This is a genomic window from Paenibacillus sp. GXUN7292, from assembly GCF_050864975.1.
Classification (GTDB): domain Bacteria; phylum Bacillota; class Bacilli; order Paenibacillales; family Paenibacillaceae; genus Pristimantibacillus.
Map to the genome: position 1 here is coordinate 1 of NZ_JBOZWO010000035.1, position 14,729 is coordinate 14,729.

Sequence of the window (14,729 nt, forward strand, 5' to 3'; positions counted from 1 at the left end):
GGGACAGCACCGAATGTCGACACAGTGCGGTTAACGTATACCGATAATGCTGCATGGAGAGAAAAAATTACCGGGGTTTATTTTTATCGGAACGATATCTTGGTTTTCCTTCACCCCTCCAGGGTGAGCACATCCACCGCAGGAATTATTGTACTTGATTTTACTGAAATTTCACTAACACCAGGAACGCATCAATTTCTAATCAAAGCAGAAGGGTATGAAGATGCTACGGCAGTGATTATTATTGTGCCTTGATTATAGTATAAAGAAATCAGTTCAATGCCCGTAATTGTTATGTTAATATTTAACGCTATTTGTATTCAAAACATCGCCAAGGGCTAACCCCAGGCGATGTTTTTTTATATTGAGTTATGAAAATTCATCCCGTTCACATTGTGGCAATAACTGTCCGCTATAATGAAAGAATAGGTTAATAGTTGAAAGCGGGGGAGTGCTGTGAGCGAGACAAAACAGAAAAAGCTGCTCGTCATCGAGGATGATGAAGCGATACGGGATTTATTAATCTATGCGTTTAAAAATGAAGGCTATCAGGTTTTTGGTGCTGGTACCGGAAAAAGCGGGCTTCGGATGCTGGAGCAAACCGAACCGGACGCCCTGCTGCTCGATGCTATGCTGCCGGATATTAGCGGCTTTGATATTTGCAGGGAAGTATCGGAGAAATACTCTATTCCTATTCTAATGCTTACTGCACGAACGGACACTGTAGATAAAATAATTGGCCTTGAGCTAGGCGCAGATGATTATGTGACGAAGCCATTCGAGCTGAGAGAGGTGGCTGCCCGCATCAAAGCTTTGCTAAGACGAAAGGAAAAAGCGGAGCTTCGTAAAGGTACCCAGCGTGAGCAAGTAATTTACGGCGTAGAGCTGGACAAGAAGGCATATGCGGTTTATAAGCATGGAGAGGAAATCAAGCTTAAGCCGAAGGAGTTTGAGCTTTTGCTTCTATTTCATGAATATCCAGGGCGGGTCTTCTCCCGGGAAGAGATTGTGGATCGGGTATGGGAGATGGACTATGACGGCGATTTGAGGACAGTAGACGTTCATGTTCAGCGTATCCGCAAGAAGCTGGACATTGCATTAATAGAGACGGTATTTGGCATCGGCTATCGAATGGGCGAGCGTGGAGCGGGATGAGCAAGGTGGCGCTCCCAATCCATTGGAAATTCACAATTGGATTTATACTTATTTTCTCCCTTGCAACCGGCTGTCTTTATTATTACATGTCTCATGTCATGGAAAAGCATACAAAATCAACGATTCAGGAAGATATGAAGAAGCTGCAGCTGTATACCTATGACTTTATTCAGCAATATGCCCTTGTCCATCAAGGTAAAGAAGAAGCTGAGGGGATAACGCCATTGATCCAGGCGATTAGCCGGAGCATTGGTCACCCTGTTGCTTATTTTGATAAAGAGGGTCGGTTTTTGGGAGAGTCGTTGTTATCGAAAAACAGGAGTACTCGATTGGATAGCAATGCATCTGATGTTTTTATGCATCATTTTGAGGAAGACCGAGCCTTAAGCATGCAAAATAAATCTGTCGTTACGATCGTTCAGGATGGCAGTAAGCATCAAGTACTGTTAACACTGCCTTACTATGCGGGCGGCCAATATGAAGGAGTTTTCCGGATGTTGGGCGATTATTCAAGCCGCTATGCGCACAATGCCGTGATGCTAAGAAGCCTTGCCTGGTTTATGGCTGGTCTTTTTGTTATTGTCCCGATATTTTCATATTTACTATCCAGAAAAATAACCCGTCCGCTGCTTACGCTTTCACGTGTAATGAGAGACTTTGGCGAAGGCGGGCAGGAGGATGAAACACTGCCGCTTGAGCGAGGGGATGAAGCAGGCCAGTTAGCGGAAAGTTTTAAACGGATGAAAGAACAAATTGAAAAGCAAATGACGCATCTTGCAGAAGAACGCAACCGGGTAATCGAGCTTGAGCAAAGCAAGCGGCGTTTCTATCAGCATATGACACATGAGCTGAAAACACCCCTCACTTCTATATCCGGTTACGCACAAATAATCAGTGAGCCGGGCTTTAACGATCCCGTGTTTCTTGAGCGGGCGGCCCATCGCATTAAAGCAGAGAGTGAACGGATGCATGCCATGGTAGTACAAGTGCTTGAGCTCGCACGCCGGGAGGATAGACAAAACGAGCCGGCAAAATTGCCCTTTGATCTAGGTGCTCAGCTCAAAGCTTGCTGCGAGGATATGGAAATGAAAGCTTCTCGTTACAATATGAAGCTCCAATGCAATATGCAGCCTGTATTAATGAACGGGCAAGAGGAAGAGCTGCGCAGAGTATGGGTGAATTTACTCGATAACGCAATAAAATATGGCGCTGCAGGCACCACTATTGCAATAAAAACAGAATGTGTTGAGGGGGATATCATTGTAAGGCTGAGAAACGAATTGGATCAGGATCAAAAGGCGGATGCTGCTTTAATTTTTGAACCCTTCTATAGAGAAAATGACATGCTGGCCAAAGAAAAGGGCAGCATTGGGCTTGGGCTGGCTATTTGCCGTTCGATCATTGAGCGGCATGCAGGAACGATTCATTTTCAACAAGGGGATCGATTCGCAGTTGTTCAGGTTCAGCTTCCGTATGGTCATAAGTTGGCAACAAACTAGGCTAATTCGGACATAACTCTCGGTTATAGTGGTCGTAAGAAACGATCAGAAAGGGTGTTAGTGGATATGAAAGTGTCGGCAACTGCTCAAAGAAATAACCGGAGGTGTAAGGAACGCAGATTAGGAATCGTTTTGCTAGCAGCGGCAATCATTATGGGGGGATGCGCATCCGTCGCAGCGGAAGCTCCAAAGACCAGCTCATTCGTGTTGAGTGAGGATGTGAGGCAGGAGCTTAACCGTATGGAGACGCCAATGTTCGAGGGACAATTGCTGCAGCTGAGTGAAGAGCTCAATTTTGACGATATTTTAACTATCAAGAAAGGCGAGATGCTGTTTAACAAGCAGCAGGGCTTCTATGCAGCTCATATAAAAGACGGTGACAATCGACAGCCGATACAATTATTAGATAAGCCTGCAATCGCTGTTTCCGAGAATGGTAGGAAGGCGCTCTATGGAACAGCGACAGAAGCTTATATTCTTGATATCGATAGCGGAAAAAGTAAGAAAGTACAGACTAAGAGTGACTCGTATAAGGGTCAAGAAAGTATCGATGGATACACCAGTATGTATTTTGCAGATAAAGAGGGGCGTTACGTTGTTATTTTAAGAGAAGTAGGTGTGCTTGCTGTTGCAGATACGGCTACGGATGCTGTTTATACGATTATGCTGAAGGATTATTTGCAGTCGGAATCCTACGGGTATAGGCATGATTTTAAAGTGTATCAAAATGAACTGTATATGTTTGCGAGCGTTCCCGACCGTGATTATGACAATTTAATCAAGATTAATCTTGAACAGCTTCGCTTCGAGACAGTCCTGAGCGGCGATGATTTGTTTATTGGCAAGTACGAGCTGTTATCGGATGGCAAATTGTTGTTCGATGGGCAATTCCGTGAAGAAGATGGTATTTTCCTGTACGATCCCGTATCAGAAACATTTAGGTCTGTACTTAGCGAGCCGGATGCAGATCCGGGGCGGTTTACTTATGCTTTTAGCTTATCGCCTGACGAAGGGCATATTCTTATTCATAATGTGGTCAATGAAAATGTGGAGTTAGCAGAGTTCAAGGAAGGCAAGCTGCTGAACAAGCGTTTTGTGATGAAAGGCTATTCGCTGCACGCATTGATCTGGCTGCTCACGAGCTGGAATGAGGATGGCAATGACCTGTATATTAAGTTGGCTTATGAGGATGGAGGCACGTCATCCGGGATTGTAAGTAATATCGTGGAATATACGATTAATGAATAAACAGTTTGAAAGATTAAGCTGCGGTATTTTGCCAATAGGCAATGTACCGCAGCTTTTTTATAATCAATCGGGCAACGATTGGCAAGCAAAAAGAAAAGGGGAACGAAGAGCAAGATTGGGAATGGAGAAGCGGCAGCGTCCGCCTTTGTAGGCCCATTTTATCCTTTACAGGGGTTATGTAATCAAAAAAATTGGACTACAACAGCGATCGGAATCCCAAACTTGATCGTAGTAACCTCCCTTATCGACAACCTACCAGTATTCGTTACAAAAGGGGAAGCTTTTTCGACACGCGGAATAAATGATTATATTTACAGAAAGAAGGGTATAACGGTTTATAATCGAGTATCCGAGGAGGTAATGAGGAATGAGCGAAATATTAAAAGACAAAGTAGCGGTCATCACAGGAGCGGGCTCAGGTATTGGACGTGCTACAGCGCTGCAGTTGGCTCGAAATGGATGCAGTATTTGCTTATTTGATTTGAATGACAACCGAACGGAGGAAGTGGAGAATACGATTCACGATATGGGCAGAGAATCCTTATTTCTTGATGTGGACGTCTCCGACCCGCAGCGGGTAGAACGAGCGGTTCAGACTGTAATAGAACGCTTCGGAAAGATTGATATCGTGTTTGCCAACGCAGGGATCAATGGGACGCTTTCTCCAATCGAGGATTTAACACCGGAGGCATGGGATGAGACATTGGCGGTTAATTTGAAGGGAACTTTTTTGACGGTTAAAAATGCAATTCCGCATATGAAGAAATCCGGCGGCAGTATTATTATTACGAGCTCAATTAACGGAAGCCGGAAGTTTTCCGGCTTTGGCATGTCGGCATACAGTGCGTCCAAAGCAGGGCAGGTTGCCTTTGCAAAAATGGCAGCATTGGAGCTGGCTCGTTACAAAATCCGCGTTAACGTTATATGCCCGGGGGCTATTGAAACCAATATTGGTGAAAATACAGAACGCACGAAGCAGGTAGACAAAATCAGTATTCCCGTTGTATATCCGGAGGGCAATCAGCCGCTCGAACACGGTCCGGGCCAACCAGAGCAGGTAGCCGACCTGGTCATGTTCCTCGCTTCTCCGCAATCGAGTCATATTTCGGGAACGGAAATTTTTATAGATGGGGCAGAGACACTATTGTAGTGGAAAAAATTTAGAGTAACATTGCAAGCAAAACTTGGGGCTGTGATAGGTTAGCAAGAAACCTGCGGCAGCCCTTTTTGTGCTTGGTCGTAATCCCAAACTTGATCATATTAGCCTCCCTTTCTGTTCCTTCTTGCTAGATCAACAATGCATCGACAGCCTCCATAAAAGAAATCTGTATATAGTAAACTACTTTACAGTATAGAGTAGTGTATGGTATATATAAGTGGGGGTGTTTTCATTTGGAAATCGATAAAGAGATGTTAAAAGGCTATATTGAAAGCATTATATTAAGCTTTTTAAATAAAGAAGATCTGTATGGATATGAAATTTCTAAACGGATAAGGGAAATCAGCGGGAATACATTTGAAATCAAAGAAGGAACGATGTATGTCGTGCTGAAGAGGCTAGAGAATAGTGAATATATATTGCCTTATTGGGACGATTCTGAGAGCGGCGGGGGAAGACGCAGGTATTATAAAATAACAGATCAAGGAATCGAGTATTTGACAGTAAAGAAAAAGCAGTGGGATTTTTTCAAAAATATTATGGATACTTTTTATAGGGAGGTCGAGGTTTAGTATGGATCGAGTTGAAAATTATATGAAGTCACTGAGCAAAAATGTTTGTTTGAGTCCGAAGGAATTGGAGGATTTTAAAGCTGAAATTAGAAATCACTTAACAGATACAATAAAAGAGTTACAGCAGCAAGGAAAGTCGGAGGAAGAAAGTATTACAATTGCTTTAAACAGATTTGGAGCCGAAAAGTTTGTTAATAGGGAATTGAGAAAAGTTGTTCCGCCTCGGAGTAAATTAAGTAAATCAATGCTGCGGATTTCCGGTTTATTTTTAGCAGCTTCTTTATTGATTTTTTCATTCCATCTATTTTTAGAACAACGAAATAGTACTGATTTTGATAGAATGCAGCTGCAATATCATCAAATGGAAGAAAGAATAATAACTGATGGCACAGTCACCAATGAGCAAATGGAAGCCTTCTTTAGTAAAAATGAGCGAATTTTGCGGTTTGTTTACCTATCCAAAGTGGATAATGAGGGTCAGATAACGGAGCATGTATTTCCTTCTGGCACAGCAAAAGAGCAATGGCATACACAGCCATATATATCATACCCCTTTTTAATGGAGGCCAATAGCAGCAAATGGGAAACAAAGATCGGGCTAAATAGAGAAGCTCTATTTTCGCCAATTCCTAAAGTTGTACTTCTCCTCGCAATGACTAGTTTCGCCGTATATTGGATTTTGTTCGGATGGTGGAATACGATGAATGCCTATCGCATGAACCGGCTTAATATAGTGTGGGCGGTCATGTTTTTCACGCTTAATATATTTGCATATTTGTTATTTAGATTAGATGAGAATATTAAAATGCGGAGATTAAAGCTCACCGCTTAAGCAAGGTCTGTCGATAGGTAATAGAGAAGCCATTGCTAAGGAGATAGAATGAATGTTTTTACTAGATGCTTTTGTATACTTAGGTATTATCGCGGCGGGAATATCAGGGGCATTAATCGGGATTAAGAAGGAATTAGACTTGTTCGGAGTCATCTGCTTATGCGTGGCAACCTCACTCGGAGGAGGGATCATTCGCGATTTATTAGTAGGCAATGTGCCGCCGATTGCATTTGTAGAGCCAAGTTATTTCTTTGTAAGCTTGAGTGCGGCAATTCTGACCTGGTGCTTTTATGAGAGAATCAATCGGCTCGGACAAATCATTCTTATATCAGATGCGATTGGTCTGGGGGTCTTTACTGCGGTCGGTTCCAATACAGCCATAACCTTGTTTCCCGATGAATCCTTTTTGGTCGTGTCCATGGGGCTCATTACAGGAATCGGCGGCGGAGTATTAAGAGACCTGTTTGTGAAAGAGATTCCTTATGTTTTTCGTAAGGAAATATACGCAATAGCATCTATTTTGGGGGCTGTCAGTCTTATTCTAACGTATAATGTTGTCCCGCATATCGTCTCTCTCTATATTTGCTTCGGCATCACATTCATTCTCCGCATGGTATCCGTCTTCTTTAACCTTAACTTCCCTGTTTTAGCTGCTGAGAAGAAGAAGTCAGGGAGTGTTGGGAAATAACGGGTGGTTGTATGACAACCCTATCGTATTATTAGGTCAACCAGGTATTACTGGTTGGCTATTTTTTTGCTGTAACGGTTGCTATTGCGCCTATTCGCCTTAAAAAGAAAGGGTTCAGATTCTTACGGTTGTCACAGCGGCTATTTACGAAAAATCTCCAAAAAACCACCTGAAAACTCTAAATAAGCTCTGCCACAACCGTAAGAAAATAAAAGTGTGCAAAAACAAGTGTTTAGCCGCTGTGGCAACCGTTAGAACGATAGCGGCGGCGTTTACAAGCAACTATTAAGACTGTTGAATAACCCGTTTGGAAACTGTAACCAATGCTAGGGAAGGTGTGGGCAACTTTGATAAGCAATAAGAAAGGGAACGAAGAGCAAGATTGGGAATAGAGAAGCGTCAGCGTCCGCCTTTGTAGGCCAATTTTATCCTTTTACAGGGGTTTTTTCATCAAAAAAAATTGGACTACAACAGCGGTCGGAATCCCAAACTTGATCGTAGTAGCATCCCTTTCGACTTGCCATCCAACTGCTTCGAACCGCTACATGATGTTAATCCAACTGCTTTTGGAAGTAATCTCCTTCCCTTTGTCTGTCAGGAAATAGACCTCTAATTTTACTTTGGCGTTAGCTGCTGCGGGCTTGGGAATAGTTAGCGTGAAGCTGCGATCCTCATCGTCCACAATGTTATAATAGGCTGTTCCCGCGTCGAGCAGAAGGCCTTTTTGGTCAAAAAGGCGATAGCCGGTCCAAACGTTTTTATGTTTAAGCTTTGCTTGGGCTTTGCCATGAATATTTAGTTGCTGCGTGTTTAATTCATGCGTTAGCCGATCAACCGTAAAGTATTTATTGCTTAATGAGTTTATTTTATTTTCTATGATATGATTCCCGTCGCTTAACGCGCCTGTTATTCTCCAAATGTTATAAGTATATTCAGGCAAGCCGGTTAGGTTTGGAGCAGCCTGGCTTTCTGTAAAGTAAACGACTGCTTCGTTCTGATCTGGCAAGGTACCGAAAGCAGTGCGCACCAAGCCTGCATTATGATTGCGAGGCAGATCGGTCAGCTGCGGTGTAATATTGCCTTCTACCCGCCAAGCTCCGCCGCCGCCCCAAATAGAGGCGCCATCAATGCTGGCAAGCTGAATGCTTTCTGTTATATAGTTTGGCTGTCCAGACGGGAACGGATGCTGATCACGAATCGCATAGAAGCGATCGCGTGAAGGATCGTAGACGATATCAAAATTGTTAAGCCAATCGTTAGCGCTATCCGTCCCGATTAGACCGGCGGTAGTCAACTGCATTGGCGTACCGATTACAGGCTGGCTCATATCGCCGAGATTCAGCTCAACCCGATATCCGGCTGTTGCTGACGGATCGCCCTGTGTATAAAACAGCATTAACCGTCCTTGCCCGTCTATACTTGTAGCTGATGGCTGCCCGACTCCCCAATATCCGTCATTCGGATATGTGATAATCGGATCGTGGTATCTTGTCCAGTCGCCGGACAAATCATTGGAAAAAGCAACGCCGATCTGATTATGGTAGCTGGCATTTACGTCGTTGCCCAAGTAGAACAGCGCATAGCTGTAGCTTGTTCCATTGTATAGAAATTTGCCTTCCACAACGGAAGGGTCGCATACATGGAAGCTGTCCCATGTTCCGGCTGGACCTGGTGCCAGTACGGAGCGGGATTCAACAACGGTATTGTTCTCGATTTTTGTATAGTAAATATGATCTCTTATGATACCGCTTTCATTGTTGTGGCAGCTCCACATATGAGTGGTATCTCCTTCTTGGATTACTGTAGGAGCGTAAGTATATATTTGCCCTGTCGGATTGTAAACCTCCTCAAGCGACTGTTTGTCCCAAAGAACGGCAGCAGAAGCGGATTGCGGCTGCATCAAACCGATCAATAGTACGATAGCCAGCATGAATGCACAGCTTGCGTATAACCATCGGCTGTTCTTTTTTTTAATTCTCATAAGCTATTCCTCCCTAAATGTTTTTGTTGTGCAATAAAGACAACCATGATGATGTCTTACATCTTCTTCATCATAGTAACAGCGAGCAGTTACAGTCTACTGCAAGATGATGACTGTCCGTTTTTTACACAGGAGAGTATAAACAGGTAAATATAAGATAGAAGGAAGTTCTTTTTGATCAAGTATAATAGAAAGAGAAGACAGCCATGCAGCGAAGGACAGAGAAGGGCGGTTAAATGATGAAGCTGTTTCCGATCAAAAAGATGCCCACAACAGGCTTTAATTTATTTCAAAAGCTTGTTGTTATTTTTTTAATTATGATAATTCCGGCATTTATTATTAGTGCTCTTATTAATCGTTCCGGTGAAGCGGCCGTATCCGGACAAATTACAAGCTCATTGAAATCGAATGCGCATTTTTACTTAAGCACCTTTGAGCGAGAGATGGAGCGGGTCATTCGTATGAAGCAGCAATATATGCTGGATAGCACTGTTCAAAATTTAATGCGCTATCATATGATTTACTCGGACAGCGATACGATTTATGCCATACAGGAAATTGAGCGCCGCTTGCAGCAATTCAAAGAATCGAGTTTGTTTGTTCACCAAATCAAATTGATGCTGCCAGAGCTGAACATTGTCATTCAAAACGACAGGGTGGAGCAAACGATTCCATTATCTGAACAGAAGGCGGTGTCTGAGCTGGCGGTGTCCGGAAAACATATCGAATCTTTTCAGGAAGAGCTGATTATGGGGGATTATTATCCGCGTCACGATATGCAGGAAGGATCAGCTAAGATGTGGATGGAAATTAAGCTGTCCCAAAAAAACATGGAAAAATCGCTTCGTGAAGCAGTTGCCTACAATGGCGGCGAGGCTATTATTGCCGATCGAAACAGCGCCTGGATGATTGGTGCATTCCCGCAACAAGAAATAAGCAATCGGCAGTTTATTGAACAATTGAATCTGGATGATAACAGCCAATCGGGAGGCATTGGACGCTTCTATATCGGACAAGAAGCTTATGTGTATGCATTTGAAGCCTCCTCTTTACTAGATGCTGTATTTATGGTCTATATGCCGGAGGACAGCTTCCTTGGACCAATCAAAAAACATAAGCAAATTTATGCTGCGCTGGCGGCTACATCTGTACTTGTAATTGTTTTGTTTGCAGCGTGGATTTACAACATTATTCATATTCCGATGCTGCGTTTGACGAGTGCTTTTCGGCGCTTGGAGAGCGGGAGCTTCCAGCATAAGTTGGAATCAAGCGGCAAAGATGAATTTAATTATTTGTACAAGCAATTCAACAAAATGTCTGAGCGGCTGGAAACGTTAATTAACGATGTTTATGAGCATGAGCTGCGCTTAAAACGTTCCGAATTAAAGCAACTGCAAGCACAAATAAATCCGCATTTTCTATACAATATTTTCTTTTTGCTAAACCGAACGATCCAGCTTGATGATATAGAGGCTGCCAAGCGTTTGACCAAATACTTGGGACAGTTTTTCCGATTTATTACGCGCAATAAAGAAGATGAAGTGCGTTTCAAGGAAGAGGTTGAGCATATTGAGGCCTATATTGGCATACAGGGTTTACGTTTCGGTCGAAAGTTGGACGCTCAAATAGGCACTTTGCCACCCGAGGCAATGCAAGTACAGGTTCCGCGGTTAATTTTGCAGCCGCTCGTGGAAAACGCTTTTGAATACGGATTGGAAGATCATTTGGTGCAGGGCGTGCTTCGCGTTTCCTTTGTAAACGGGGACGACAGCTTTTACGTCCATATAGAAGATAACGGAACGGAGTTATCTGACGACAAGCTCATGTATTTGCAGCAACAGCTCAGTCAGCAGGATAAGGATACAGAGACAACTGGGCTGCTGAATATTGACAAGAGGATAAAACTGAAGTTTGGCGGCGAGTATGGTATAAGCTTAAAGCGCAGCGGGTTGGGCGGACTGCATGTCATTCTTCGTTTGCCGTTGCATTCTTGATAACTATACAGAGGCAATAGGAAGGGAACGATCTAATATGTACCGCTTATTAATTGTAGACAACGAGGAATATGTTGTAGATGGCTTGGTTGATCTGTTTGGACCTGATAAGCATCCCGATTTGGAAACAGCAGGAGCCTATTCGGCTGCCGAAGCACTCAACTTTTTGATGACGACGCCTGCAGATATTGTATTAACCGATATTCGCATGCCCGGGATGAATGGGCTAGAGCTGCAAAAAATTATTGAAGCCAGATGGCCCTACTGCAAAGTTTTATTTTTGTCAGGGTATGATGATTTCAACTATGCGCAAGAAGCTCTGCGGCATGGTGCTGTTAATTATATATTGAAAACGGAAGATGACGAAGTGATCGAACAGGCGGTGTACGCCGCTATAGAGCTGGCGAAGCAGGACAAGGAATCCCAGAAGGTGCTGGAGCATGCCCGTCAACAGGTAAAGCAAGCGCTTGGCGCTTTGCAAAGAGAGTTTCTGGAAAGTCTGATCGTTGGTAATAAGCAGGCTTATCTTTCACTCGATAAACAGCTCGCAGAGCTGCAATTGCCGCTTCATTCGGACAAGCAACTATTTGTGGTCATCGGCAAGGTAGATGAATGGCGGCCGGGGGATAGCCATTATGATCGCTCGCTACTGCTGTTTGCAGTGCAAAATATAGCGGATGAATACTTGTCGTTATCTATGTCGCACTACTCCTTTATTCATGATCGCTCCAAAATAATATGGCTGATTCAATCAAAGGCTGAGCCGTGGATGGAAAATATACAGGCAGCCAGCACGATGGCATTGACAAGCCGCTTTGTGTACGGAACGTTCGAGTGTATTCAATCCTCCTGCAGCGATCTATTGAAGTTGTCGATGTCATTTGCTGTTTGCGGTCAGCCGATGGCATGGAATCAGCTAGGCAGCTATATGGAACAATTGCAGCTGCGTATGCGAGCATCCTTCAAAAAAGCGCAGCTTTATATAGAAGACGGCTCAGATAGGCAAGATAGCAGTATGCAGCAAAAATATGCCGTGCAACAACAAATTTTTAAACAATACGAGCATTTGTCCTATGCTATGGAGCATCGCAATAATGAAGAGTTTGACCGCATCTTTGAGCTATTGCTGCAAACAGGCGATCATTCCGCAGAGGCGGGACAGGCTGTTGGTTGCTTGCAAATTACAAGTTCGCTTTATGCAATATTTATGTCCTATGCGAGCAAGCTGAACACGACCGAAGCTGAAAATATGCCGCAGCATTTAACGATCATGATGAAACAGATGGAGCAAGGGGAGCTCATAAGCTGGCAAAGTCAGCGCTCGATGCTCATCTCGTTTGCCGATTATTTGTGGCAACAGGTGCTGCCTGCCGGAGAGCATGAGGAAAATCAAGTTGTGCAGAATATTAACGCTTATTTGGCAAGCAACTTGGGCGGAGATTTGTCGCTCAAAACAATGGCCTTCGCCATTGGTCACAATCCATCGTATTTGTCGCGCCTGTATAAGCAAAAAGCAGGAAAAACATTATCTGAAACGATTAATGAGCTAAAGCTCGAGAAAGCAAAGGAATTGCTTGCCGGTTCCCAGTACCGCATCAGCGATGTGTCCAAAGCAATCGGGTTTTACTCGGAGCATTATTTTTATCGTTTTTTCAAAAAAGCGATGAATATGACCCCGCAGGAATATCGGGATAAGCTGGTTGCGGAGCAAACATAAAGAAAGGGTTGTAAAGAAAAGATACAAATTTGCAGTTAAACGGTATTTAAGTAAACAAAGGACAGCAATTAAGGTCATTATATCGAAGTAGATATTTGCGCCTGCACGCTTATACAATAAAGGCATAGTTCTGGCCCGAACAAAAAATGCAGGTGCATCGCACCAAGGGGGTAAAGGAATGAAGTACAGAAAGTGGACAGCTACAACTTTAGTTATGCTGCTTGCTGCAATGTCTATTCTGTCAGCATGTTCCGGCAAAGGCAACACAAATGGTCAAACAGGGAGCGCATCGCCAAATGGAGGGACAAGCGAGACGCCAAAACAAGAAGTAATCGATATTGATTGGTATGTGAACTTATCTTGGTGGAAATATAGCGGCGACTACGGCAAGGACAAGTTTTCACAATTGATTCGTGACCGTTTTGGCTTGAATATTAATTTCATTACACCTGCCGGAGACGGTTCAGAGCAAATGTCGGCAATGATTGCGACAGGCGCAGTGCCGGATTTGATTACAGTCGAATCCTGGCTTGATTACAAGTCCAGCCTTGTAAAAGGCGGCTACCTCATTTCGATGAACGAACTAATTGAGAAGTATGCACCGGACTTTAAACCATATGAAGATATTTTTAATTGGTACAAAGAATCAGACGGCAACACCTATGTATTGCCGAACTATGCATACTCCAGCCACGCCATGAAACCGGGCGAGAAATTAGTTCCAAACAGCGGTTTTACGCTGCGTACTGATATTTATGAACAGCTCGGACGCCCGGATATATCGACGGCAGACAAGTTTTTGGATGCGCTTGAGCGTGTTAAAAATGAAGTGAAGTCTTATGACGGCAAGCCAATCATCCCGTTGCAACTTTATGAGTTTACAGCAAACGGCAACAGCTCGCTGGATTGGCTGCAAGAATATTTTGCGATTCCATATGAAAAAGCAGATGGACAATTCGCCAACCGACTCTATGATGAGAAATATTGGGATACGATTCGTTTCCTTAACGACGCTTACAGAAGAGGCTTGATCTCCAAAGACAACTTTACAGATAAGCGCGATCAGGTGAATGAAAAAATTGCGAGCGGACGTGTGTTTGCAAGCTTGACTGCGCCGCAGGACTTTACCGATTCGATGCGCACCTTGTTCAACAATGACGAGAAAGCAGCTTATGAAACATTTGTACTGCGCAACTATGAAGGCGATGATCCTGTATTAACCGACATTCGCGGTTTTGGCTGGCTGGTCACAATGGTAGGCAAAGACTCTAAAGCACATGACCGGATTATTAAGCTGCTGCAGTTCTTGAACAGTAAAGAAGGCCAGCATTTGGTGCATTTCGGCTGGGAAGGCGAAACTTACACGTACAATGAGGACGGTACAATTTCCTGGACGGAGCAGTATATGGATGCCACGACAAAGCAGGATGGCTCGGATAAGCAATGGGGCATGGGCTTTAACCTGCTGATGGATTGGTACTCTGTAAAGGATCTGTTCCCAAAACCGGAGAAGCTGGTTGATATTTACTTGTCAGAAGAAAATATGAAAAAGCCGCTTGTTGATTATAGCTATGATACAAGCGCAAGAATCGGCAAAGTCATCCCAGATCATCCGGACCGCGACAAAATGCAAGAAGCGAGCAACCGTATCTCCCTTTATTGGGGCAGAGAGCTGCCGCGTATGATTATGGCTGATTCAGAGGAAAAAGCTCGCAGCATCTTTGATGAAACATTGAAGAAGCTTGACGAAATGGGCAGACAAGAGCTGGATCAATACAGCAACGAGCTATTCCAAAATGCAAAGGATGCGCTGGGCATCAAGCATTCATGGCCTTTGTATAACAACTAACTGACAAAAAGTTAACAGCCCGTGCGGTTGCAGGT

Annotated in this window: 13 protein-coding genes; 12 read left to right on the plus strand and 1 reads right to left on the minus strand. The window is 43.8% G+C overall.

The features are described 5' to 3' along the window. The 9 genes from ACRRU2_RS22185 to ACRRU2_RS22225 form a co-directional block, all read left to right on the plus strand. Positions 1-255, plus strand: a 255-nt coding sequence (locus ACRRU2_RS22185; protein ID WP_432505069.1) for a hemoblobin-interacting domain-containing protein, incomplete at its 5' end; no start/stop codon positions are given. 201 nt (positions 256-456) lie between these two features. After that, a complete protein-coding gene (locus ACRRU2_RS22190; RefSeq protein WP_432505071.1) occupies positions 457-1,155 on the plus strand; it encodes a response regulator transcription factor in 699 nt (232 codons plus the stop codon). 5 nt (positions 1,156-1,160) lie between these two features. Beyond that, positions 1,161-2,654 carry a sensor histidine kinase gene (locus ACRRU2_RS22195; RefSeq protein WP_432505073.1) on the plus strand — a complete coding sequence of 498 codons (1,494 nt, stop codon included), beginning with the start codon at positions 1,161-1,163 and terminating at the stop codon, positions 2,652-2,654. 66 nt (positions 2,655-2,720) lie between these two features. Then, complete coding sequence (locus tag ACRRU2_RS22200; protein ID WP_432505075.1) at positions 2,721-3,902, plus strand: hypothetical protein; 1,182 nt, start codon at positions 2,721-2,723, stop codon at positions 3,900-3,902. Then, entirely contained in the window at positions 3,895-4,053 is a 159-nt protein-coding gene (locus ACRRU2_RS22205) for a hypothetical protein (RefSeq protein ID WP_331700023.1), read from the plus strand. Before ACRRU2_RS22200 ends, ACRRU2_RS22205 begins: the two co-directional genes overlap by 8 nt. A 216-nt stretch (positions 4,054-4,269) precedes the next feature. Beyond that, a complete protein-coding gene (locus ACRRU2_RS22210; RefSeq protein ID WP_432505077.1) occupies positions 4,270-5,052 on the plus strand; it encodes an SDR family oxidoreductase in 783 nt (260 codons plus the stop codon). A gap of 242 nt (positions 5,053-5,294) precedes the next feature. Then, on the plus strand, positions 5,295-5,633 hold the full coding sequence (locus tag ACRRU2_RS22215) for a PadR family transcriptional regulator (protein ID WP_331700025.1): 339 nt from the start codon (positions 5,295-5,297) through the stop codon (positions 5,631-5,633). Between the two features lies 1 nt (position 5,634). Beyond that, a complete protein-coding gene (locus tag ACRRU2_RS22220; RefSeq protein ID WP_331700026.1) occupies positions 5,635-6,465 on the plus strand; it encodes a permease prefix domain 1-containing protein in 831 nt (276 codons plus the stop codon). A gap of 52 nt (positions 6,466-6,517) precedes the next feature. Further along, on the plus strand, positions 6,518-7,153 hold the full coding sequence (locus tag ACRRU2_RS22225) for a trimeric intracellular cation channel family protein (RefSeq protein ID WP_331700027.1): 636 nt from the start codon (positions 6,518-6,520) through the stop codon (positions 7,151-7,153). A gap of 541 nt (positions 7,154-7,694) precedes the next feature. Here ACRRU2_RS22225 and ACRRU2_RS22230 read toward each other — a convergent pair. Beyond that, positions 7,695-9,134 carry a hypothetical protein gene (locus ACRRU2_RS22230; RefSeq protein ID WP_432505080.1) on the minus strand — a complete coding sequence of 480 codons (1,440 nt, stop codon included), beginning with the start codon at positions 9,132-9,134 and terminating at the stop codon, positions 7,695-7,697. Positions 9,135-9,370: 236 nt separating this feature from the next. Here ACRRU2_RS22230 and ACRRU2_RS22235 point away from each other — a divergent pair, with 236 nt between their 5' ends. From ACRRU2_RS22235 to ACRRU2_RS22245, 3 genes are all read left to right on the plus strand, one after another. Continuing rightward, positions 9,371-11,128, plus strand: a complete 1,758-nt coding sequence (locus ACRRU2_RS22235) for a sensor histidine kinase (protein WP_331700029.1) — start codon at positions 9,371-9,373, stop codon at positions 11,126-11,128. Positions 11,129-11,165: 37 nt separating this feature from the next. Then, complete coding sequence (locus ACRRU2_RS22240) at positions 11,166-12,845, plus strand: response regulator transcription factor (RefSeq protein WP_432505082.1); 1,680 nt, start codon at positions 11,166-11,168, stop codon at positions 12,843-12,845. 178 nt (positions 12,846-13,023) lie between these two features. After that, complete coding sequence (locus tag ACRRU2_RS22245; protein ID WP_432505084.1) at positions 13,024-14,694, plus strand: hypothetical protein; 1,671 nt, start codon at positions 13,024-13,026, stop codon at positions 14,692-14,694. Positions 14,695-14,729: the final 35 nt, after the last annotated feature.